This window comes from Bacteroides caecigallinarum, from assembly GCF_021531075.1.
GTDB lineage: Bacteria > Bacteroidota > Bacteroidia > Bacteroidales > Bacteroidaceae > Phocaeicola > Phocaeicola caecigallinarum_B.
Window position 1 is genome coordinate 27,198 of record NZ_JADYTJ010000010.1, and the last position, 22,613, is coordinate 49,810.

The following is a 22,613-nucleotide window of genomic DNA, read 5'->3' on the forward strand; positions in this document are numbered from 1 at the left end:
TTTCCCTTTGTTTAAAGTTTAATTTCATTTCCCGCATAGAAATCAAGTAATGCTCTGTCGAGAATAGCCATATATTTGGCCTGTACACGCTGTTGTTGTGCGCTAAGCAGATTGTTCTTCTCTGTGAGCAGTTCAACAGTGTTTTTTATGCCTAAGTTAAACTGTTCGTTCACCATGTCGAAACTGGTCTGGCAACTTTCAAGTTTGCTGTTTGCAGCCTCATATTGTTGCTGTGCGTTCAGGGCGTCAAGCCAAAGGGTTTCTATGGTTGAATACAGTTCCTTTTGTTTGTTTATCAAATCCAGTTGTGATGAACTGTAAGTGATCTGTGCTTTCTGTACGGCGCTTTTTGTCTGTCTGTTGTTGAAAATAGGAATGCTAAGGTTTATACCTATCATATTGTTCCATCCATATTTCATCTGCTCAGCCCAGTTGTTTGTGCTGGCATTGTTTGTCATACTTGATGTTGAGGCTGATAGACTGATGGTAGGCAGATATCCAGCTTTTGCGGTTTTTATACCCAGCTTTGCATTGTCTATGCTCAACTTACTGCTTTGTATTTCCGGTCTTGAAGTCAAGGCTGTGTTGTAGACATCTATCTGGTTTGGCAGAGCGGCCATAACATCTTCATCGTTCAGTTCCGGAAGGTCTAGAATCATTTCCGTAGTGCCGTCCAGTTCAAGCAACTGTTTCAGCTGGAGCTTGTAGTTCCTCAGTGAACTTTCAGCTGTTACCAACTGATATTTGTCATTGCTAGCCTGAGCCTGAAGTTGTGCTACGTCAGATTTTGACAGGCTTCCTTCATTGAAAAGTTCAACGGCGCGTTTGTATGTAGCCTCACTCACTTCAAGTGTGTTTTTATTAATCTCTACAGATTCGTTGGCATAAAGAATTTGTACGAAAAGTTTTGTGATTTCTTCCTGCAACATGTTTTCGGTTTCTGCTACAGACAGACCAGCTATTTCCTTGTTTGTTTTCTGCTGCTTAATGTTGTTCAGTCGCTGTCCGCCGTTCCACAAAGTCCATTGAGCGCTCAGGTTGTAGCTTCCGTTGTAAGTGTTATTGCTGTTACTTGTGATAATTTCTGTACCGCTCACGGTTGCACTGTTTTCCTGATACGGACGGTTTACCAGATTATGTCCCGTAGAGAAAGACAGGCTTGGGAACAGCGATGCCTTAGCGCTTTTCACATCTACATCAGCTTCCTCTAGCGAGAGCTTGTTCTGCTGCAGCTGTATGTTTTTCTCCAGAGCATAGTCAATGCAGTCCTGCAGACTCCACGTCTTGTTGTCCTGTGCGTAAAGTCCTGTGCTTGAACCTAAAACTGCGATAATGAATAAATCTCTTTGTCTCATATTGTTTACTGTTATCTCTATTTCTTTTCTGAGGCAAAATTATTCCTTATATAACACATAGTCAAAAAAGATAGATTTGGCAAAGAAATGTATGGACAAAACCTTGGTTTTTCACGATAAATCATTTACTTTGTAATCATTATAAAAATATACACTTGTTAATTATGAATATAATTGGAATTTATAGATTTTATGTAGACGGATTCAAGTCGATGACTACAGGACGTATACTTTGGCTTATAATTCTGGTGAAACTATTTGTTATGTTCTTTATTATAAAACTGTTCTTTTTCCCTTCTTTCCTTAAAGATAAGACAACTGAAGAAAAACAGAATTATGTAGGCAATGAACTGATTATACGGGCATCGGATTCTGATACTAAATAACTAATCAAACTAACTTAATAAAACTTTATTTTATGATTGAAGCTATTGACACTTCTTTGATTGACTGGTCGAGGGCACAGTTTGCTCTGACGGCCATGTATCACTGGCTGTTTGTACCTCTTACACTCGGTCTTGCCGTGATAATGGGAACAATGGAAACTGTTTATTACCGTACAGGGAATGAGTTCTGGAAACGTACGGCCAAGTTCTGGATGAAACTTTTCGGAATAAATTTTGCTGTAGGTGTTGCTACGGGGCTTATTCTTGAGTTCCAGTTTGGAACCAACTGGAGTAATTATTCGTGGTTTGTGGGCGATATATTCGGTGCTCCGTTGGCCATTGAAGGAATTCTGGCATTCTTTATGGAGGCTACATTCATTGCAGTTATGTTCTTCGGATGGGAGAAGGTGAGCCGCCGTTTCCACCTTGCATCCACATGGCTTACCGGACTTGGAGCGACGATTTCGGCATGGTGGATATTGGTCGCCAACTCGTGGATGCAATATCCAGTAGGCATGGAGTTCAATCCTGATACCATGCGTAATGAGATGGTAGATTTCATGTCCGTGGCATTTTCGCCTGTAGCAGTAGTGAAATTCTTCCATACAGTTATAAGCAGTTGGATTTTAGGAGCTGTGTTTGTGGTAGGAGTAAGCTGTTGGTATCTGATAAAGAAACGCGAAAAAGAGTTTGCCAAGGCAAGCATAAAGGTAGCTTCAGCCGTAGGTTTGTTTGCGTCGATTGTTACGGCTGCAACCGGTGACCAGTCGGCATATCAGGTGGCACAGGTACAGCCTATGAAACTGGCGTCAATGGAAGCGCTTTATGACGGAAGCTCGCATGCTCCTCTCACTGTGGTAGGTCCGGTTGAGATACCTGAGATGCTTTCCGTTCTTGCCACACACAGTACAGACGGATTTGTTCCCGGTATAAATGATATAATGAAAGGAGGATATGAGCTGGCTGATGGTTCCAAAGCGCTTTCTGTGGATGAAAAGGTAGAACGTGGAAAGACGGCAATCAAGGCGTTGGCGGATTACAGAAAAGCTAAAAAAGAAGGCGATTCAGCTGCTATGGAGAAATCACTGAAAGTTCTAGACGAGAATATGCCATATTTCGGTTACGGTTACATTAAGGACACATCCACGCTGGTGCCAAACGTCGATCTTATGTTCTGGTCATTCCGCGTGATGGTAGGTTTGGGAATGTATTTCATTGTTCTGTTTGCCGTTCTTCTGTTCCTGACATGGAAGAAAACCTGCAATGTGGATTATCACAACTGGCTTTTGTGGCTGGGAGTGTGTAGTATTCCTCTGGCATATATCGCCAGTCAGGCTGGATGGATTGTGGCAGAAGTTGGACGTCAGCCGTGGACCATTCAGGATATGCTGCCTGTGGACGCTGCAATATCAAGACTTGAAACCGGCTCTGTGCAGACCACTTTCTTCATATTCCTCATCATGTTCACTGTACTTCTGATAGCAGAGATAGGAATAATGCTCAAGGCTATTAAACACGGTCCGGAGGAGAAATAACATTATATTCTTTTGATAAATATTACTTACATTCGATATGGAATCTACATATATATTCTTACAGCACTATTGGTGGTTTATAGTATCACTGCTTGGTGCATTACTGGTGTTCCTGCTATTCGTGCAGGGAGGAAATTCTTTGATTTACCGTATAGGACAGACCGAAGAAGAGAGAAAGATGCTTGTAAACTCAACAGGCAGAAAGTGGGAATTCACGTTTACTACTCTTGTAACCTTCGGAGGAGCATTCTTCGCGTCCTTCCCGTTGTTCTACAGCACAAGTTTCGGCGGAGCATACTGGCTGTGGATGATAATACTATTCACTTTTGTGCTTCAGGCAGTGTCGTACGAGTTTCAGTCCAAACTGGGCAATCTGCTTGGTCAGCGTACATACAGATACTTCCTTATGCTGAACGGTGTTATGGGACCTCTGCTTCTCGGTATGGCTGTTTCTACATTCTTTTATGGTTCAAACTTCGAGGTGACTAAGGATAATCTTACTGAACTAGGTATGCCTGTCATCAGTTCGTGGTCCAACGGATGGCACGGGCTTGACGCCTTTGCTGAACCGTGGAATCTAGTGCTCGGTATGGCTGTATTTTTCCTGGCAAGACTTCTTGGAGGGATGTATTTCATCAATAATATAGATAATGAAGCGATAAATACCTGCTGCCGCCGACAGTTGGTTTCTGATGCAGTGCCTTTCCTTCTGTTCTTCCTGGCATACGTTATACGCACATTGCTGAAAGACGGATTTGCCGTGAATCCGGAAACTCAGGCGATAGTGATGGAGCCGTACAAATATTTCAACAATTTTGTTGATATGCCATATCTTCTTGTTCTGTTCCTGATAGGTGTGGTTTGCGTATTGTATGGCTTGGGCAAGAGTATATTGGTTTCAACATACAAGAAAGGTATATGGTTTTCAGGCGTAGGCACAGTGTTGACAGTTCTTGCTTTATTGCTTGTTGTAGGATATAACAATACAGCCTACTATCCTTCACTGACAGATATGCAGAGTTCACTTACTATATCAAACAGCTGTTCCAGTCTGTTCACTCTGAAGACTATGGCATATGTTTCTATTCTTGTTCCTTTCGTATTGGCGTATATCTTCTATGCATGGCGTGCAATCGACCGTAAATCGATTACTGCAGATGAGATAAAGAATGACGATCATGCATATTGATACTTGATTCAGAGAAACATATAACAGAATGTGCCGGACAGCAGCTTTTCCTTATAGCTGTTTCCGGCACATTTTGTTTTAGGAATATCACATTTCGTTTTGGTAAATCACATTTCGTTTTGTGTTAAAAAGTCTTATCCTAGAAGCACTTTCTGTATAGCATCCTTCAATGTTGGCTTCGGCATTGCACCCTGAGCCATCTGTGGGGCACCTGTCATAGGAACGAAGAGCAATGTAGGTACACTGCGTATTGCAAACAGTCCTGCCAGTTCTTCTTCCTGGTCAACATCTATCTTGTAGATATCTATCTTTCCGTCGTATTCCTCAGCCAGTTCATCCAGCACAGGAGCCAGCATCTTGCAAGGTCCGCACCATGTGGCATAGAAGTCTATCAGCGCGGGGCGCTCACCCAGGAACTTCCATTCGTTAGGGTTAGCTTCATAGTTGGCTACTTTATTCAGGAATTCTTCTTTAGTCAGATGTTTTGCTTTCATAATCAATCATTATTTATGTGTTATTACTTCATTATTTATACTTCTTTATTTGTTAGGATCGTATGTCTTTACCATATCCTTATATATAGATTTCGTCTTTTGGCTTGTTCCGCATTCGCCTCCAGAGCAACAGCACGACCAGTTTATGACAGCCATGAATGCCAGCAGCAATCCAAGAGTTGTGAGAAATTGGTCACCGGAGTAAATACCGTATATCGCGAATCCGGCTCCGGACAGAAGTCTTATTAATCTTAGTATGTCCCAGTTTCTTAATAATTCGTTCATGGTAGTAATTGTTTATTGTTTCTGATGCAAAAGTATGCCACTTTCGCTACACCGACAACAGATAATTTCTATCTTTGTATAGACAAAATCTATTGAACCATGAATTTACAACAGATGGAATATATTGTGGCACTCGACAAGTATCGTCATTTCGTACTTGCTGCCGAGGCATGCGGTGTGACACAGCCCACACTGAGTGCCATGATTCAGAAGCTTGAGGAGGAACTGGACGTGAAGATATTCAGTCGCGACAGAAAGAATATTGCACCGACAGCCATTGGAGAGAAAATCATACGTCAGGCCCAGATAGCTCTTAACGAATCGCAGAGGATAAAAGAACTTGTTTCGGACGAAACAGGTACTATGAAAGGCAGTCTGAGGATAGGAATACTACCTACTATAGCTCCGTATCTTGTTCCGGACTTCATTCATCATTTCCGTGATACACATCCAGATGTGGATTTATTTATCGATGAAAAGGAAAATGCCTCCCTCGTACGCGAACTTCAATTCGGAAACATAGATATAGCTATTTCCACTCTTCCGGAAGATCGGGAAGGGATATTTGAAATACCTGTATATATAGAAAAGTTTGTGGCATACTTTTCCTCTGGTTGCAGTCAGGCACAGAAGATTATTGCCAGTGGCAGCCTGCCGGCCGAGCATATGTGGATTCTGAAGGAAGGACATTGCGTACCGAACGGGGCAATGAATTTCTGCAAAAACAAGGATATCGGAAATCATATTTATGAGGCAGGCAGCATAGAAACTCTTGTCAGGATAGTGGACCGGAACGGTGGATATACCATTATTCCGGAACTTCATATACCTTTCCTGTCCGATGCTCAGAAGGAAAATGTTGTACATCTGAATGTTACCCCGCCTGCGCAACGATGTGTTTCTATCCTTATTAAGGACGATTTCATTAGGGAACGTGCCGTAAATGCCGTGCTGGAAACACTGAAATCCATTATTCCGGACTATATGATGGAGGAAAGACTCAGGAAACATAAGATAAAACTCCGGTAGAAAATAGGTGTGACACGTTCGTGTTACACGCGTCACACGTTCGTGTCACATGCGTCACACGTTGGCGTTACTCTCGTTACACGTTCGTGTAACGGTAATTATGTCAAGGCATTTTAAATATTAATGCTGGAAACGTGAGAGATTACTATATTTTAATGTGATAATTTTTTTATGGAAATCTCTTTTAATATCAAAACATTAGGATAATTAGTTTTCATTTTATATTTTTGTGCATAATTAATCATATAATCAATAATCATTTTAATAACAACTAATCATGGGAAACGAAGAATTAATTAAGCTTTGCATTGAGAAGGCTCAGAAATGGTTGACACCGGCATACGATGCTGAAACTCAGGCTGAAGTAAAACGTATGATTGAAAACGAAGACAAGACAGACTTGATTGAAGCTTTCTATAAAGACCTTGAATTTGGTACAGGCGGTTTGCGCGGTATCATGGGGGTTGGTTCAAACCGTATGAACATCTATACTGTTGGTGCAGCTACACAGGGTTTGTCTAACTATCTTAATAAATGTTTTGCCGGCAAGAAAGATATTTCTGTAGTTGTAGGTCACGACTGCCGTAACAATAGCCGTCTGTTTGCTGAAATCTCTGCAAACATTTTCTCGGCAAACGGTATCAAGGTATATCTGTTCGACGATATGCGTCCAACTCCTGAAATGTCGTTCGCTATCCGTCACCTTGGCTGCCAGAGTGGTATCATCCTTACTGCTTCACACAATCCAAAGGAATACAACGGTTACAAGGCATATTGGGATGATGGTGCACAGGTTCTTGCTCCACACGACAAAGGTATCATCGACGAAGTGAATAAGATTGCTTCTGCTGCTGACATCAAGTTCGAAGGCAATAAAGACCTCATCCAGATTATCGGTAAGGATGTAGATGATATCTATTTGGAAAAAGTACACTCAATCTCTATCGACCCTGAAGTTATCAAACGTCAGAAAGACCTCAAGATAGTCTATACTCCTATCCACGGAACAGGTATGATGCTTATTCCTCAGGCTCTGAAGATGTGGGGATTCGAAAATGTTCACTGTGTACCTGAACAGATGGTTAAGAGTGGCGATTTCCCAACAGTAATCTCTCCAAACCCTGAAAATGCTGAGGCTCTTACACTTGCTATCAACCTGGCGAAGAGTATCGATGCTGATATCGTTATGGCTTCTGACCCTGATGCTGACCGTGTGGGTATGGCTTGCAAGAACAGCGATGGCGAATGGGTACTTATCAACGGTAACCAGACTTGCTTGATTTTCTTGTACTATATTATCAAGAACCGTATCGCTATGGGTAAGATGAAGGGTAATGAATTCGTTGTAAAGACTATCGTTACTACTGAACTTATCAAGGCTGTGGCTGATAAGAACAATATCGAAATGTACGACTGCTACACAGGTTTCAAATGGATTGCACGTCAGATCCGCCTGAACGAAGGTATCAAGCAGTACATCGGTGGTGGTGAAGAAAGCTACGGATTCCTTGCTGAAGATTTCGTTCGCGACAAAGATGCTGTTTCAGCTTGTACTCTTCTTGCTGAAATCTGTGCTTGGGCTAAGGATCAGGGCAAGACATTGTATGATGTATTGATGGAAATCTATGTAGAATACGGTTTCTCTAAGGAAGTGACTGTAAACGTTACTAAGCCGGGTAAGAGTGGTGCTGACGAAATCAAGGCTATGATGGACAACTTCCGTGCATGTCCTCCAAAGGAACTTGGCGGTTCTAAGGTTGCTCTCGTTAAGGACTATAAGACTCTTAAGGCTACAGACGGCAACGGTAATGTAACTGACATCGATATGCCGGAACCATCTAACGTGCTTCAGTTCTTCACAGAAGACGGAACTAAGATTTCTGTACGTCCTTCAGGAACAGAACCTAAGATTAAGTTCTATATGGAAATTAAGGGCGAAATGGCTTGTCCTAAGTGTTATGCAGGAGCATGTGCTGACGCTGAAGAAAAGATTGAAGCTGTCAAGAAATCTCTTGGTATCTGATAAAGTGCCTTGCAAAGGCTTTGAAATGCTTTTGCAAACGTTTTTCAAATAATATTCAAACTGCATCGGACGTAAATTGTAAAAACGATATCGTCCGGTGCAGTTTATTTTTTGTTAAAATCGTAATAATCATAAGTCTATGAGTTTGGAAAATACATTACCTTTGCATCCCGGTAAAAAGTACAGGATATATGGCAAAGTCTAAAGAGATGACATCCGGGGCTCCTCTGCCCCTAATATTGAATTTCACAGTTCCGCTTTTATTGGGAAATCTGCTGCAGCAGACTTATTCGTTTGTCGATGCTGCCATTGTGGGTAAGTTTCTTGGTATAAATGCATTGGCTTCTGTCGGTGCCAGTACGTCTGTCGTGTTTCTTATCCTTGGTTTCTGCAACGGTTGTTGCGGCGGTTTCGGTATTCCTGTGGCTCAGAAATTCGGTGCGCGCGATTATGTCACCATGCGTAGGTTTGTATCTGTCAGTCTGAAACTTGCGGGAGTTATGTCTGTTGCAATAGCTATTGTGACGAGCTTGCTTTGTGCTTATATCCTGAGATGGATGCAGACACCGGAAAATATCATGAAGGATGCGTATCTTTATCTATTGGTTACATTTATCGGAATTCCGTGTACTTTCTATTATAATCTTCTTTCAAGTATTATACGTGCATTGGGCGACAGCAAGACGCCGTTCTGGTTTCTTCTAATATCTACAGTTCTGAACATTGTTCTCGATTTGGTGTGCATACTCGTGTTGGGGTGGGGCGTAGCAGGTGCTGCCATAGCTACGGTTGTTTCGCAGGGAGTATCGGCACTGATGTGCTATAAGTATATGTACCGCAAGTTCGATATTCTTAAGACAGCACCGACTGATAGACGTTTCCGACCGGAGCTGGCAAAACAGTTGCTCTACATAGGTGCACCTATGGGACTTCAGTTCTCCATAACGGCCATAGGCAGTATAATGCTTCAGAGTTCCAACAATGCCTTGGGTACGGCGTGTGTGGCAGCATTTACGGCAGCCATGAGGATAAAGATGTTCTTCCTCTGTATGCTTGAAAGCCTTGGAATGGCGATGGCTACATACAGCGGACAGAACTATGGAGCTGGAAAACCGGAGAGAATTTGGCAGGGTGTGAAGGCTGCCATGATGCTTACTGTAGCTTATGTGGTTATGGTAAACTTGGTTTTGTGGAATTTCTCTGAAGAGATAGCGATGTTGTTTGTTGATGCTTCTGAAACAGAAGTATTAGCCGATACAGCATTGTTCCTGCATATATCGGCTTCATTCTTCATCTTTTTGGGTATGGTTTGTATATTCAGATATACCATTCAGGGAGCAGGCTATACACAACTGTCCATGCTTTCCGGAGTGGCAGAGATGATAGCACGTGTATTGGTGAGTGTGGTGGCTGTCCCTATGTGGGGATATTGGGCAGTCTGCTTTGGCGACCCTGTGGCATGGATGTTTGCCGTGGCTTTCCTTCTTCCGGCATTCAGATATGTTTATCGCAGATTATGTCATATCGTGGAGAAAGAGAAAGCTCTGCATACCGCTTGATTTAGTTTTTCACTTTCATTCTCCTCCAGATGCATCGTGGTATCAGCCTCCAGAAGAATACCAGAATACTGTATTTCCAGTCTATGACAGCTACTCGTTTATGCTTCTTTACGGCTTTTACTATCAGTCTGGCAGCATAAGGTGCTTTCATCAGCATAGGATAGTTCTTTCCGTCGTTAAGCAAACTTGTAGCAACGAATCCCGGACGTATGTCTGTGAAACGGATATTCAGTTTCTGCATTCCTGCAAGCTGTTCAAGTGCATCAATATATGTGTTTTGGAATCTCTTTGTTGCTGAATAAGCAGGGGCTATTCCCAATCCCTTTGTGCCGGCTATTGAACTTATCACCGCTATATGCCCCTTGCCTTTTTCCTTGAAATATCTGAATGCTGTACCTACCAGTCTGGTAAATCCTGTTCCGTTTGTTTCAAGCGTATTCAGCTCTATATCAGCGTCAAGTTTGGCATTCTGATATCCTATGCCCGAACTGTGGAAATACATATCCATGCCGCCGAGTTCGTCAATCAGAGACAGGAGTGCCTTGTCGGCATTGCTGTCCTTTACGTCTATAGCCTTTATGTATACCTGTTCGGGAAATTCCGACTTAAACTGTTTTAGGTTTTCTTCTCTGCGGCCCGCCAGTCCCAGCTTCCAACCATCTGTAAGCAGAAGTCGTGCCACTTCATATCCTAATCCGGAAGTGGCTCCCATAATTACTGCGCGTTTCATATTGTTAGTCATTGCTGTTATTTATCTGTTTGATTTGATTTCGTAAATAAACTCCTTGTAATCAGGAGCATTGGTGTTTCTTCCGAGATAATATTTTGATATCATAGGCATCTGCTCGTTCAGGCTGATAAATTCCCTGCTCAGGTGACTGCAGAAAGCCATATATGCATTTCTGTTTGCCATGTTACCGGCATCATCCCTGTATATGGTGATGTAATGGTTGGTAGGACGTGCATGTACCAACTGGTTTATGTGCATGGCAAGGTGCCTGGCTTCGATAGGAGATATACTGCCCATATTGTTCGACATATTGAAAATCACTAGTTCAGGAAGTACGGAATGTGCTTTCCAAAACCCATCGCTTACAGCCGTGATGCGTGGATGCAGACTCCATTTCACATGTCTGTAACTTTCGGAGATAAGGAATTCTTCGCTTGTATGTCCCATCTCTTCTGTAGGGTATATTCCCAAGTAATATATATCTGTGTGATTCAGTTGTTTGCACAGATCAATGAATGCCAGACCCGATGATGCAGATTCGTATGATATATCGCAAAATACCACCCTGCCCGATACATTGCGTATGGCATCCCTCAGCCAGTTCCCGCAATCCTCGTACATAGCCATTGCAGCCGAGTATTGTTTTCTCATCTCATGTAAGTTGAAAAGTAGGGTATACTCATCGGCTTTGAGTCCATGCAGAGAAGTGAAATCCGTTCTTCCATATGAAATCATCTCTTTAGCACTGGCTGTATCCACTTTTGATAAAGTTTCGTTTTCTGAGTATTGTTTCTCTATAATATTCTTGAAAGCCTTCTCAAAATCCGGTTTTATGGAATATGATTTGCTGTCAGTTTCCCACTTTATGTCATACGAAGGTATGTTGAAGTTACCTTTACAGAACTCTTCAGTGTCTGTCTCTATAAATCCGTTGTTCATGCGGATATATTCCATAAGCTTGTAGAATGTGATGCTTGCACTAAGCACCTGCGGATTACCTGTCAGTATCATCTGCTTTCTGGCACGTGTGATGGCTACGTTCAGTTTGCGGTCTATTATAGCATCATCTTCGCGGAAAGTATTAGATGTAAGGAAGTTCAGCTGACTGGTATTTCTTACCGTGAAGGAATAAATGATAATGTTCCTCTGGCTTCCCTGATATCTTTCTACAGTGTCGATAGAGATGTTCATCAGTTCCGGAATTCCGAGTGATGAAATCTCCTTTCTTATCATTGCTATCTGGTTGCGGTAAGGCACAATGATACCTACAGTTTTGTCTGCATCGAAATAGTTTTCTGTAAGGCCGTAAATTCTTTTCAGCAATGCTGCAATGATTCTTGCCTCGTTTATGTTGGCCTTGTCCGAAGATGCAGAGATGTTGTCTGGTGTAGGTGCAGTGATGAAAACCATTCTCCTCGAAATAAGAAGCCTTTCTATCATGTCCGGATTTTCCGGAATACTTGCATACGGCAGACTCTCTTCCTGATGAGGAAGAGGTACACACTCCAGACATTCACGGCTGTAGAATGTTGTATTAGGAAACTCAGCGATGGCAGGGTGCATTCTTCCTTGTTTTCTTAGTACACTTTTTGCCTTTTCGTCACTCTGTCTGTATAGTCTTTCGAACAGTGAGTTTCTGCAATCGTACAGTCCTATAACGTTCAGAAGAGGGTCAGTAATCTTTGCAGATTCGGCATTCTGAAGAGCTATGGCCGGCAGCTGTTTATAATCGCCGATAAGTACGAACTTGTCAATGGCATTATTGTTGCCACTTCTAGCCGAGAGTATTCCTATCAGGTCCGGTTCAAGAATCTGCGAGGCTTCGTCTATTATGGCCATATCGAAGTGCTTTATGTCGAACAGATTAAGCCTGTTGTTTATCGCTGTAGTGGTTCCTACGAATATTCTTGTGTCAGAAATCTTCTTTTTGATATCTGCCAGTTTCGGACAGTCTTCCAGTTGGTTTTTCATCAGGAACTGTTCGAACCTTCTGTCGCATGACATTTCATGCCCAATACGTATAAATGGTGTATCGGATGCTATTCCGGAGTCTACAAGCATACTGCAAATCTCATCTACAGCCCTGTTAGTGTACGATAATAGCAGCAGAGATGTATTTTTCTCCGAAAGAGCTTCTTCCACCATAAACCTCAGTGCGCACGAAGTCTTGCCCGTACCCGGAGGGCCTACCAGAAGGAAATAATCCTCAGCCTGTTTCTCCTTTAGGATTATTTCATCAAAACGTCCGTAACTGCCGTTCAATTTTATTTCTTCATTGAACGACGTTTCCCTGCTTCCTAAAAGAAGTTCCTTTCTGTCTGTACGTGCAGAGAGGAAAGAGAAAAGCCCTCTAATTCCTGCCGATGCAGAAACGTCCGATGAATCATGTTCGATAGCAAAGGTTTCGTCATCGCTACCTATGATGTCTTTGTTCTGCTGTCCGTTTCTCAGTATTATTGTTACGCTGTCAGGAGTTATTTCCGTTATGTTTCCTTTCATTAGGATTTCGTCTCTCACGTCAGGTTTTTCAGTATACGGATAGAATATTATTATATCTCCTTTTCTGAAGTTTGGCAGGAAATCTTCACCCTGTTTTGGTATGTTGAGTTTTATCAGGTCATATCCTTTGTTGGGAGAACTCATACGCTTGTCCTTTATTTTCAGACCAGTAAGGATATTACCGTTTTCTATTTTCTCGGCTAATGGAGTATTCCATACTGAAGCAAAACCTCTGGATGAATCATCATTTCCGCCTGTGCGCGACAAAACCGATTCTTTACATATGAAAGTAAAGAAACGTTGGAAATAGGACTTTTCAAGTGGTGAGCAATGTTTCAGGGTTTGTATCGTTTTATACAATTCCGGCTCCTGATAGTCATTCCATAGTTTGTTGTGCACCTGCAGTTCGTTCAACAGGTCTGTGTCAATCTCTTCAGTTACTTTCGAAATAGCTCCTTCGCTGAAAGCCATTTCATTGCACACTATCATGTTTCTCAGCTTTATACTCTCACGGAAAAGACTGTTAGTGAAGTGTTCTATTATAAGTCCGTCTGTATATCTGGAATAAAGCAGAAACGTCTGCATATCCTCAGTTGCTTTTCCGAAATTGTACATCAGAACACCCTGATACAACATCATCTGTATGAAGTGGTCTTCCTTATGTCTTTTGTTGTATTCATCCTTTTTGCCTGCTTTTTGTTCTATCAGCACCTTGAAGTCTTTCTGTAGCAAGTCCACACGTCCCTGCAAGCCAAGTTTTTCGCATATAAAAGATGCTTCCAGCATAACCTTGTTCCTGTCGAATGAAGGAATGCTGTGCGGCAATATATCGTTTACGAAAGAGCGGATATTCATCATCTGCGCCTGTGCCATTGTATGGAAATTGTCAGGTATGGGGCAGGTGCAGAAATCGAGAGCAGACGCAGAGAAGAATTTCTTCAGACTGCCTGCGTATGTTACCGGTTGTGTATTTCTTTCGTTTATATAATCATCGAGGAACAGTCCTGCCAGGTTACCCATCAGTATGTGGTGCGTATTTGCCTTAGGTTTTATGCGGCTCATGAAATAGTTCAGTGGATGATGACCGTATTCTCTGAAGCATGAAGCCAGCGAACTGATGTCTATAAGGAAATCCGGATGGAGTATTATCAGTTCCGGTATATAGTGATTTTCTTCATCAACTTTTACATTAAGCAGGTTTATCTGCATGTTTTCTTCCAATAAGTCGTAAAGATACAGCATGTCGCCGTTGAATCCACCTTTGGCATAGTTGATTACTATCATAGGGTCCTCGTCGCTGTCGGTAGATGCGAAAATCAGATTTTCGTTCCAGCTGTTTACTGATGCTCTGACATATGGTATGTGCGAAAGACGTGTTCCGCTGTACGGACGGTTGGAGTGAGGTATTTGTGGAAGTATTGATGCCGGTATATCTTCTTCGAAACCTAATGATATGAATCTCACTATAGCTCTGAGGTCATAGAGATACTCATTCATGTCAGGATGGAAATTGTCGCCCATAGCGGAGTTACAGTTACGTCTCATTGTCTGTATGGCGTATCTGTCCGAAGGAGTCATCCTCTTTTCCTTGCAGATGAAGTCCAGCCTGGAGAACATATTGGCGAATGATGCCGTAACTCCGGTGGTCAGTTCGTAGCAAGCCTGTTGCAGAACCTTATATAGCATAATATACTTAGCCCGCAGATTGTCTTGCGACGCTGCGGGCTGAGTATGTATTTTTTCTATTCTTTGGAAAAAATCAAAAGACTGTATGTCGATGTGTTCCGGTTTGTCTGTCATTCTTTATGCTTATTCGTTTTCTGTAGGAACAACACTTAAATTGTATATCAGGTAAGCCTTCTCTAAATTGTTATATTCAGTTTTTTGTCCCTTATACTTATCCGTAACATCTTCCGATAGTGTCATATTTTTTTCAGAAAGATACAATGTGAAAACATTGCTTTCAGATATTGTAATCTTGAATGATGATATTTCTTCTCCGTTTCCCGGATTATAAGATTTTGTCTCGATAAAGCTTCCACTTGTGTATTGCTCACCTTCAGAGGATAATATCTTTACTATACCATTATTGGAGTTTGTATACAAGAACTCAAACTTTCCTCCTGTCTTGATTTTAGAATCAGCAATTATAAGGTTGTAAATTTCTTTTTGTGTACCCACTGTCAGGTCATCACCTTCTACAGTAGCACTTAAACTTTCAACTTTGTAGTGTCTGTCTTTCTTTTCCACAAGGACTACAAATCTGCTTTCATTTTCTTCACTGTCACTTATTTTCAAGTAGCAGTTTCCTTCGCTGACAGGCGTGATAGAAAGAAGATTACCATCGTATGAGTATTTGAATATTTCTACATCCTTTTTGTTTATTATTTCAGGAAAATATTTTCCGTTTCCTCCCTTGATGTTGTATTGTTCTCCGTCAGTGAATTTGGTAAGTCTGACAGTGTCACCATTTGTAACTACGGTTTCTCCGTCTTTGCTTGTAAGTGTGATTGGAGAGTAGCTTTCACCACATGATGACAATGAAGTGACAAATAATATACTAATAATAGTAGTAAATGCAGATAGTAAATTTCGTTTCATTTTGCTTTGGTTTTTTGTTAATATATCGCAAAGATATATGTTTATGTGAGAAATTAAAAATTAGTAATGAATAATTTCTGTGAATATTCAAGTAAGTTTTGTCCTAAAATTCCGCTTTATGTCATTTTTTCCCGAAGCTCTTGTCTATTTTCAGTAGCGAGGTTACCCAGAATGTGGCAGCCGTACATACCATAATCCATATGAAGAACATACGGTATCCCATCATTTCCTGCAGCCATCCGGCTATCATTCCAGGCAGCATCATACCCAGTGCCATGAATGCAGTACATATTGCGTAATGTGCAGTTTTGCTTTCTCCCTGCGAGAAATAAATCATGTAAAGCATATATGCTGTAAAACCAAAACCATAACCGAATTGTTCGATGAAAACACATAAATTTATAACCGCCAGACTGCTGTGCTGGAAGAAACTAAGATACACATAAACTATGTCGGGCAGTGATATAGCCCATACCATAGGCCAGAGCCATTTTTTCAGTCCGTGACGTGAAACAGCTATACCTCCAAGAATACCACCTATAGTGAGTCCTATCACTCCCACGGTGCCTTGTGTGAAACCTATCTGTTCTGTAGTCATTCCCATACCGCCTTTTTCCAATGGGTCAAGGAGGAATGGAATACCCATTTTGGCCAGTTGGGCTTCGGGCAGACGGTAAAGGAGCATGAAAAGGATAGCCGTAACTGCCTGTTTCTTTTTGAAGAACGAGCGGAATGTACCTATGAATGACGACAGAATACCCTCTGAATTGCTGTTACTTATTTTTATGTCTGATGATGGGCGGGGTAGGATATATCTGTGGTAAAGCCACAGGCCTATGAACAGTCCAGACAGGATATAGAAAGTAATGCTCCATGCTCGGCTGATATTTCCACTGCTGCTTTCCAGATAACCAGCAAGCATGATAAGTCCGCCTTGTCCGGTTATTGTGGCAAGACGATAGAAGGTACTCCTTATTCCTACAAACAGTGCCTGCTCGTGTTGCGAAAGTCCTATCATATAGAATCCGTCAGCTGCTATATCGTGAGTGGCGGAGCTGAATGCCATCAGCCAGAATATTGCTAGAGTGGTTTGCAGAAATGAATCTGTAGGAATAGTGAAAGCTATTCCTGCCAGTCCTGCACCTATCAGCAATTGCATTGAGGTAATCCAGTAGCGTTTGGTTTTTATGATGTCAATGAATGGACTCCATAGCGGCTTGATAACCCACGGAAGATTCAGCCAACTGGTGTATAGAGCTACTTCGGTGTTCGAAATTCCCATTCGCTTGTACATCACTAGCGATATTATCATGACAGCTACGTAGGGTAGACCTTCGGCAAAATATAGCGAAGGGACCCATGCCCACGGTGAATGTGTTTTCAGTATTTTATTCATATTCCTTTAAACTCAAAAGGTAACCTTTATTGTCTAACAACTAATAACTAACAACTAACGACTAATACACTTTCCTAATCTCTGCATCCTTGTAATAATGTAAGAGAATTTTATCATACGAATAGCCTTTTTCGCCCATCATAGCTGCACCTATCTGGCATAAACCAACTCCGTGTCCCCAGCCGGCACCGGTAATGACAAAGTCTGACTGAACACTGTCTGAAGCTTCAGTTTTGTCTACCACAAAAGCAGAACTAAACAGATGACTTTCTGACAATGCACGGCGTATTTCCAGTTCCTTACCTATAATCACTGTACGTTTAGTCCCAACAATCTTCAGTCTTGAAATTCTTCCGGATTTACCCCTTTGTATGGTAACAAGGTCTTTTATCTCACCAAAGTCAATTCCTGTTTTTCTGTGAATGAGTTCCGATATTTCCTTTTGCGAGTATTTCACTTGCCAACGATAGAAGTCGGTAGTTTCCTGATCATAGTTATTCAGAATCTGTTTCAGAACCTTTTCGTCATGTGTATTGCAGAACGCATCCGGCGAGGTGCGTATCCATTTTTCAGCATTTTCTTCAATACTAAGGTCAGGTAATTCATTGTTTTCAGAATCGTCAATAACCGGTTGCAGATATGGATAGTCCTTGTCTTCCCAGCAAGTATCGAATGTCTCCGATACCCCTCCACAGCATTTAGAAAATCTGGCATCGCATATTTCATTACCGTACATAAGTACCATTCCTTCAGTTTCTTTCACAGCCTTTGCTACAGACAGGTTTGTGGCTCTTGTTATTCCCTGATATCTCTGACAGTGGTCGTCGGCACATACATCGAAAAGTGTATGGTCCTCACGGTCGTACCATCTGATAATACAGTTCTCATCCTTTATGATGTTTTCTTGTAAATATTTATGTACGCTTTTCTTATCCCTGTTTTCTATTTGTGCAAGAAGCCAGCTTCGTGATATCACTGCGTGCGATTTCAGAAATTCCACAGATGATGTGGCACTCATTTCTGAAGAAATCACACTGACCAGATAGTCTTCAACGGGCACTATGTTTATGGCTATCACATTTTTTCCGTCCGTAATAAGTTTCAGTCTGCCGATGAAAGTCTGTACTTCTTGTCTTTCCCAATGGTAGGAGATACCTATGGTTACGTTATGAAGTGTGAACGAACAGTTATTGTCTTCAGGGATAAATTCAATGCTTTCCATTTCTTCCAAACCAAGCAAAATCTTTCCGTTCGTAGCCATAGATGCCTTCAGTATTCCTGTCTGTGCATCACCGTTCCGTGTGACATATTTACCGTTCAGACTGAATGAAATTTCTTTCCCAGTGATTATACCTACATTTATATATGGCTTTTCCATAATGATACCTCTTTGTAAATTTTTTTTATGTCTGTTTCAGTGATTTTCAGGAAATCTTCTTCTCGTGGAGTTACTATAAGTCCTGCCATATCCAGTGCTCCGGGGCTTACAAGAATCTGTTCCTTACCTTCTGCAAAATAGCATGATGGTCTGTGTTCTTCTCTTGGGAAATATGTAGTAATAAACATTCCACTGTCGTCTCTCCACGCAAACATATTGTATCGCGGTTCTGTTTCTCCGTCATGTGTAGTCAGAGAAGCAAGATACCTTCCAACTAATTTTGTATCAATATTCCCGGAAAAAGAAGTGAAAACCTTTATTGGGCACACATAGCCATTTACAGAGAAACTGGTAGATACATCTCCTCCATTCATTTTGACGGTTTCTTCCATAATGGCCGATTTGAATATTTCATTCCATTGGGCAATAAAAGGAATGTCGGTCTTTCTTGCAGCCTGGAAGTGAAAATGATCCGGAGCAGAAGCGCCACACTTTGCGCCATTATAGAATATGGCATAACGATGTCCGAAATAATCCTCTATTTTCTGAAGAATTTTTCCCGGCAGTTGCATATCCATCTTGTCGGCAAGTGTCTGTGGAATATGCCCGTCTGAAGATATAGTGAGATGCCCAGGCAGAATAGGATATGGATTTATCCTGATGCTGAACTCCATGCCTGCATCGACCATAATTGAATCCTGTTCCTCCGGCTTGTTTTTCAAACATAGGAAACATGGGCGGGCATCAATGGACGATTTGTCGATTTTGGCCAGTGTGGAGACTGCTCTAGCCGGATTGAACTGTACCTTAATATTGTTTCCATCGATATTGAAGCATCTTGTTTTTATATTTTCCAGTGCTTCATGGTTCTTGCGGCAAAGTTCCCATTTCTCGAACTGTGCAGCTATGAATCCTTCAGCTTCTTTTTCTGCCAATCCTAGTCTTCTTTTTATTTCCAAAGTACGAAGGCTGTCCTTGTACGAATTGTTCTGGTTTATTTTTTCAATACTCAAAGCTGCATCAGAGTTTCCTTCCCAGCGGCGGCAGAGATATACCACGTCGTAAATTCTTCCAATCTTGTAATTTCTGGAAAATGCCAGTCCAAGGGCATAATCTTCGCCATAGCTGGTGTTCGGCACTCTTATTTCACGCAGCAGGGGGGTATAGAAAGCACGCGGAGCACCAAGTCCGTTAATGCGCAGAGCATTGTTGTGGCCGTTCTCGTCTGTCCATTCCTTATGATCTATCACTCCCGGAGGCAATGTCTCCAGACTGAAATTGGTCATTCTGTATGAACCTATCACCATTGCGCATTTTTCTGTGCGGAACTTGTCTACTATAGTTTGCAGTGTGCGAGGACTGCTGTATAGGTCGTCGCTGTCAAGTTGTACAGCATATCGTCCGCATTCAGGATGGTCTATACCTACGTTCCAGCATCCACCTATTCCCAAATCGTCACGTTCAGGAATTATGTGTATTACATTTTCATTATCCCTATATTTTTCTATACATTCTGTTGTGCCGTCCGTGGAATGATTGTCTATTATTATAATGTTGAATTTGAAATCCGTTTCCTGCTCCAGGACTGACTTTATGGCATCGTCAATTGTCTTTACTCTGTTTCTTACTGGTATAATGACCGAAGCCTCATTGACAAAATCGCCTTCTTCTGTATCTATCAGTCTGTTTCTTTGCGGAAGATAGGCACCGATTTTCCTCAGGTGATATGTAAATGCTTCTTCGCGTTCAATCTGCACGTTGCGATTACGAGGGTCGACATAATCGAACTGCTTTTCGCCGGATTTTCTCAGGTCATCTTCCACTTCGGTGTATAGAAATTCCCTTATATGAACGATTTCTGCAACTCTAGAAACAGCAAGTCTCAATGCGTAAAGGCCGGAAAATGAATATTCCTTCTGTTCCATTAAGCTTTCAGCTGCTTTTTTGAAAATGTCAGTTCTGAACATTATCAGCGAACCGAAGTCAAAATCGTCGCGCACACTTCCTGTCTGATAGTCGATGACAGGGTGGGGCATACGCGTTCCTTCCTTCATAATATAGTGGTCAGCATAAGCCATACCTGCATTCTCCGGCATCAGATAGTCTGCTATGCGTTCTATGGCTTTATATCCTAAACTAAGTGGAAATGGTTTTGTGTAGAGTAATATAAAATCCGTCTCTGTCTGTTTTGCAATCTTTATAAGTCCATCCGTCGAATTTATATTGTTGCTCTCTGTCAGGTTTATAATATTCACCCTATTACATTCCGATATGATATGTTCATTGATATTATCATCCCCGGACACGGTAAAGAATGTTATGTCTTTGCTCATGATTGTTCTTTTGTTTGTTTTTACTGTTGGATGCAAAGATATAAAAGTAGCTGTTGCATTTGTCATCATCTGTCCGTTTTTTTATCTTCGGAAAATCTAAAATAAAACGCGGGCAAGTTCAAGTCTAAATTTGCCCGTGTTTTGACTTAAACTTGCCCGCGTTTTGAAAAGTATCTTTTTCGCCTAAATATTGTATGTTTCACGAAAAAATATTTCCTTTGTATCAGTAAGAATATAGTATATGGGAACAAATAAAATAACAGTGTCCGACGCAGATTTGCGCAGGGGAGCGGAGGAAGGTATGGATGCTTTTCTCAAAGTTTTTACAGATAAATATATAGAGGTTACAGGTGGTGAAATCAATGCCGAGACAATGCCTTTGCTCAATGGTTACCAGCATTCGTTGTTGGGATATCATTTCTTTCGCGAAGAAGTGCTTGAAGGAGGGTTTGTACAACTGATACAGAACGGATATGGTTCTTACATTTTCGAAAATCCTTTTGCAAAGGCTATGCGTATGTTCGGTGCCAAGGATTTTGCAAAACTTCTTTATGATGCAAAAGCTATTTATGATGCAAATAAGGCTGATTTGCAAAAAGAACGTACCGACGAAGAGTTTATGGCTATGTATGAGCAGTATGAGGCTTTCGATGATCTTGAGGAGCAGTTTATGGATATGGAAGAAGTGATAACTGCTACAATAGCTGAGTATGTGGACGAACATATTGATGATTTTGCTTCTGTAGAATAATTTTTTGTAGCTTTGTGCAGTTTTATGTGCAAATCTGTATTTTATATGTATAGTTATTAATTTTAAAGTTAAAAAGATATTTATGAAGAAGACAAAGTTTGCGGTTTTGTTTACCGCATTGATGGTTATATTGGGGTTGAGTTCTTGTTTGGGTGATCCTGATCCGTATTTCACAGGTACGGAAATAATGAAAGTAAAAGGATTTATGGGCCTCTATAGTTTTGAGAGTGCCGGAAAATATACAGTGGAACCAACAAATGCGGAGGCTATTACCAGTGAAATTAATACAGAGTTTGCTGTAGTAACATATAAATATGATACCAGAACTATAACCCAAGGTGCAAGTAGCATTCAGGGAGAAATTTTAAACCTTCTTCCTATTAACGATTTTGGGTTTACATCAGGAGAGATGGAGTCTAATGCACCGATACATACAGTAGGGGCTACGGTAAACTTTTTTGACAAAACAAACGTATTCATAAATCTTACTTATTACTATAAGGATTCATCCAATGCAGCTGATTTGAAAACAGAATTGGATAAACATCGGTTCGTCATTTATAAAGCTACAGCAGAAGAAGACCCTGATGTAAAAGATAATACGATGGTTCTTTATCTGAATCATATAGTAGCCGATCCTGAAATTAATGATGAAAGATTAAGCGCAGGTACTGAAACGCGTCATTTTGATTTGAATTACGTATTGGGAGGTTCTGAACCGGAAACGATAATTATCAAATTTAAGTATTCTTCAAAATCTACTATGGATGATGCTAAAGAAAGTGAAATAAGGATTAATTACAAGTCTATAATTGATCAGTATTTTGGCAATAACACGAATATATAAAAATGTATAATTGTTAAAGTCGTGACGGGTGGCAAACTTAAAGCTTAGAGTTTGCCACCCGTTGGTTTTTATTGGTATTATGCTTGTGTAACAGATTATAATAGTAAAAATCATATCTTTAAACAGAGCATTTTCGTTCTTTTTTTATAAATTTGCAGTTCGAATCGTCGTTAAGTGACGATAATCTCAGATTAAGGTATTAGTCTAAGAAAATCAATAGATT

General features: G+C 41.2%; 17 protein-coding genes. 8 read left to right on the forward strand and 9 right to left on the reverse strand.

Annotated features, from left to right (window positions below; translation table 11 throughout):
• Nucleotides 1-11: 11 nt before the first annotated feature.
• A complete protein-coding gene (locus I6E11_RS04605) occupies nt 12-1,355 on the reverse strand; it encodes a TolC family protein (RefSeq protein ID WP_235336651.1) in 1,344 nt (447 codons plus the stop codon).
• Nucleotides 1,356-1,519: 164 nt separating this feature from the next.
• On the opposite strand from I6E11_RS04605, the gene I6E11_RS04610 reads away from it, so the two are divergent.
• Genes I6E11_RS04610 through I6E11_RS04620 form a run of 3 tightly spaced genes read left to right on the forward strand, consistent with a single transcriptional unit; the run spans nt 1,520 to nt 4,465 of the window.
• On the forward strand, nt 1,520-1,741 hold the full coding sequence (locus I6E11_RS04610; RefSeq protein WP_235336653.1) for a DUF4492 domain-containing protein: 222 nt from the start codon (nt 1,520-1,522) through the stop codon (nt 1,739-1,741).
• Between the two features lie 32 nt (nt 1,742-1,773).
• On the forward strand, nt 1,774-3,276 hold the full coding sequence (locus tag I6E11_RS04615; RefSeq protein WP_235336654.1) for a cytochrome ubiquinol oxidase subunit I: 1,503 nt from the start codon (nt 1,774-1,776) through the stop codon (nt 3,274-3,276).
• Between the two features lie 37 nt (nt 3,277-3,313).
• Nucleotides 3,314-4,465 carry a cytochrome d ubiquinol oxidase subunit II gene (locus I6E11_RS04620; protein WP_235336655.1) on the forward strand — a complete coding sequence of 384 codons (1,152 nt, stop codon included), beginning with the start codon at nt 3,314-3,316 and terminating at the stop codon, nt 4,463-4,465.
• A 134-nt stretch (nt 4,466-4,599) separates the two neighbouring features.
• On the opposite strand, the gene trxA is transcribed toward I6E11_RS04620, so the two are convergent.
• On the reverse strand, nt 4,600-4,959 hold the full coding sequence (gene trxA, locus I6E11_RS04625; protein WP_235336656.1) for a thioredoxin: 360 nt from the start codon (nt 4,957-4,959) through the stop codon (nt 4,600-4,602).
• Between the two features lie 45 nt (nt 4,960-5,004).
• Nucleotides 5,005-5,244, reverse strand: a complete 240-nt coding sequence (locus tag I6E11_RS04630) for a hypothetical protein (RefSeq protein ID WP_235336658.1) — start codon at nt 5,242-5,244, stop codon at nt 5,005-5,007.
• Nucleotides 5,245-5,343: 99 nt separating this feature from the next.
• Here I6E11_RS04630 and I6E11_RS04635 point away from each other — a divergent pair, with 99 nt between their 5' ends.
• The 3 genes from I6E11_RS04635 to I6E11_RS04645 all read left to right on the forward strand — a co-directional run bounded on the left by I6E11_RS04635 (nt 5,344) and on the right by I6E11_RS04645 (nt 9,855).
• Entirely contained in the window at nt 5,344-6,273 is a 930-nt protein-coding gene (locus tag I6E11_RS04635) for a LysR substrate-binding domain-containing protein (RefSeq protein ID WP_235336659.1), read from the forward strand.
• Nucleotides 6,274-6,550: 277 nt separating this feature from the next.
• A complete protein-coding gene (locus I6E11_RS04640; RefSeq protein WP_235336661.1) occupies nt 6,551-8,296 on the forward strand; it encodes a phospho-sugar mutase in 1,746 nt (581 codons plus the stop codon).
• 191 nt (nt 8,297-8,487) lie between these two features.
• Nucleotides 8,488-9,855, forward strand: coding sequence for an MATE family efflux transporter (locus I6E11_RS04645; protein WP_235336663.1), 1,368 nt, complete (start codon nt 8,488-8,490; stop codon nt 9,853-9,855).
• A 1-nt stretch (nt 9,856) separates the two neighbouring features.
• On the opposite strand, the gene I6E11_RS04650 is transcribed toward I6E11_RS04645, so the two are convergent.
• From I6E11_RS04650 to I6E11_RS04675, 6 genes are all read right to left on the reverse strand, one after another.
• On the reverse strand, nt 9,857-10,585 hold the full coding sequence (locus I6E11_RS04650; protein WP_235336665.1) for an SDR family NAD(P)-dependent oxidoreductase: 729 nt from the start codon (nt 10,583-10,585) through the stop codon (nt 9,857-9,859).
• Between the two features lie 21 nt (nt 10,586-10,606).
• Complete coding sequence (locus I6E11_RS04655; protein ID WP_235336667.1) at nt 10,607-14,884, reverse strand: AAA domain-containing protein; 4,278 nt, start codon at nt 14,882-14,884, stop codon at nt 10,607-10,609.
• A 9-nt stretch (nt 14,885-14,893) separates the two neighbouring features.
• Nucleotides 14,894-15,685 carry a hypothetical protein gene (locus I6E11_RS04660; protein WP_235336668.1) on the reverse strand — a complete coding sequence of 264 codons (792 nt, stop codon included), beginning with the start codon at nt 15,683-15,685 and terminating at the stop codon, nt 14,894-14,896.
• Nucleotides 15,686-15,806: 121 nt separating this feature from the next.
• A complete protein-coding gene (locus I6E11_RS04665) occupies nt 15,807-17,081 on the reverse strand; it encodes an MFS transporter (RefSeq protein WP_235336669.1) in 1,275 nt (424 codons plus the stop codon).
• Between the two features lie 61 nt (nt 17,082-17,142).
• A complete protein-coding gene (locus I6E11_RS04670) occupies nt 17,143-18,459 on the reverse strand; it encodes a SpoIID/LytB domain-containing protein (protein WP_235336670.1) in 1,317 nt (438 codons plus the stop codon).
• On the reverse strand, nt 18,441-20,792 hold the full coding sequence (locus I6E11_RS04675; RefSeq protein ID WP_235336671.1) for a DUF4922 domain-containing protein: 2,352 nt from the start codon (nt 20,790-20,792) through the stop codon (nt 18,441-18,443). Before I6E11_RS04675 ends, I6E11_RS04670 begins: the two co-directional genes overlap by 19 nt.
• A 241-nt stretch (nt 20,793-21,033) precedes the next feature.
• Here I6E11_RS04675 and I6E11_RS04680 point away from each other — a divergent pair, with 241 nt between their 5' ends.
• Nucleotides 21,034-21,543, forward strand: a complete 510-nt coding sequence (locus I6E11_RS04680) for a DMP19 family protein (RefSeq protein ID WP_235336673.1) — start codon at nt 21,034-21,036, stop codon at nt 21,541-21,543.
• 82 nt (nt 21,544-21,625) lie between these two features.
• Nucleotides 21,626-22,390 (forward strand): hypothetical protein, encoded by a 765-nt coding sequence (locus tag I6E11_RS04685; RefSeq protein ID WP_235336675.1) that lies wholly within the window; start codon nt 21,626-21,628, stop codon nt 22,388-22,390.
• Nucleotides 22,391-22,613 lie beyond the last annotated feature (223 nt).

Bases quoted from the DNA above. Each gene is read 5' to 3' on its own strand.
- I6E11_RS04610 (WP_235336653.1), top strand. From the start codon at position 1,520: ATGAATATAATTGGAATTTATAGATTTTATGTAGACGGATTCAAGTCG.
- I6E11_RS04640 (WP_235336661.1), top strand. From the start codon at position 6,551: ATGGGAAACGAAGAATTAATTAAGCTTTGCATTGAGAAGGCTCAGAAA.
- I6E11_RS04645 (WP_235336663.1), top strand. From the start codon at position 8,488: ATGGCAAAGTCTAAAGAGATGACATCCGGGGCTCCTCTGCCCCTAATA.
- I6E11_RS04680 (WP_235336673.1), top strand. From the start codon at position 21,034: ATGGGAACAAATAAAATAACAGTGTCCGACGCAGATTTGCGCAGGGGA.
- I6E11_RS04665 (WP_235336669.1), bottom strand. From the start codon at position 17,081: ATGAATAAAATACTGAAAACACATTCACCGTGGGCATGGGTCCCTTCG.
- I6E11_RS04620 (WP_235336655.1), top strand. From the start codon at position 3,314: ATGGAATCTACATATATATTCTTACAGCACTATTGGTGGTTTATAGTA.
- I6E11_RS04685 (WP_235336675.1), top strand. From the start codon at position 21,626: ATGAAGAAGACAAAGTTTGCGGTTTTGTTTACCGCATTGATGGTTATA.
- trxA (WP_235336656.1), bottom strand. From the start codon at position 4,959: ATGAAAGCAAAACATCTGACTAAAGAAGAATTCCTGAATAAAGTAGCC.
- I6E11_RS04650 (WP_235336665.1), bottom strand. From the start codon at position 10,585: ATGAAACGCGCAGTAATTATGGGAGCCACTTCCGGATTAGGATATGAA.
- I6E11_RS04605 (WP_235336651.1), bottom strand. From the start codon at position 1,355: ATGAGACAAAGAGATTTATTCATTATCGCAGTTTTAGGTTCAAGCACA.
- I6E11_RS04675 (WP_235336671.1), bottom strand. From the start codon at position 20,792: ATGAGCAAAGACATAACATTCTTTACCGTGTCCGGGGATGATAATATC.
- I6E11_RS04635 (WP_235336659.1), top strand. From the start codon at position 5,344: ATGAATTTACAACAGATGGAATATATTGTGGCACTCGACAAGTATCGT.
- I6E11_RS04660 (WP_235336668.1), bottom strand. From the start codon at position 15,685: ATGAAACGAAATTTACTATCTGCATTTACTACTATTATTAGTATATTA.
- I6E11_RS04615 (WP_235336654.1), top strand. From the start codon at position 1,774: ATGATTGAAGCTATTGACACTTCTTTGATTGACTGGTCGAGGGCACAG.
- I6E11_RS04670 (WP_235336670.1), bottom strand. From the start codon at position 18,459: ATGGAAAAGCCATATATAAATGTAGGTATAATCACTGGGAAAGAAATT.
- I6E11_RS04655 (WP_235336667.1), bottom strand. From the start codon at position 14,884: ATGACAGACAAACCGGAACACATCGACATACAGTCTTTTGATTTTTTC.
- I6E11_RS04630 (WP_235336658.1), bottom strand. From the start codon at position 5,244: ATGAACGAATTATTAAGAAACTGGGACATACTAAGATTAATAAGACTT.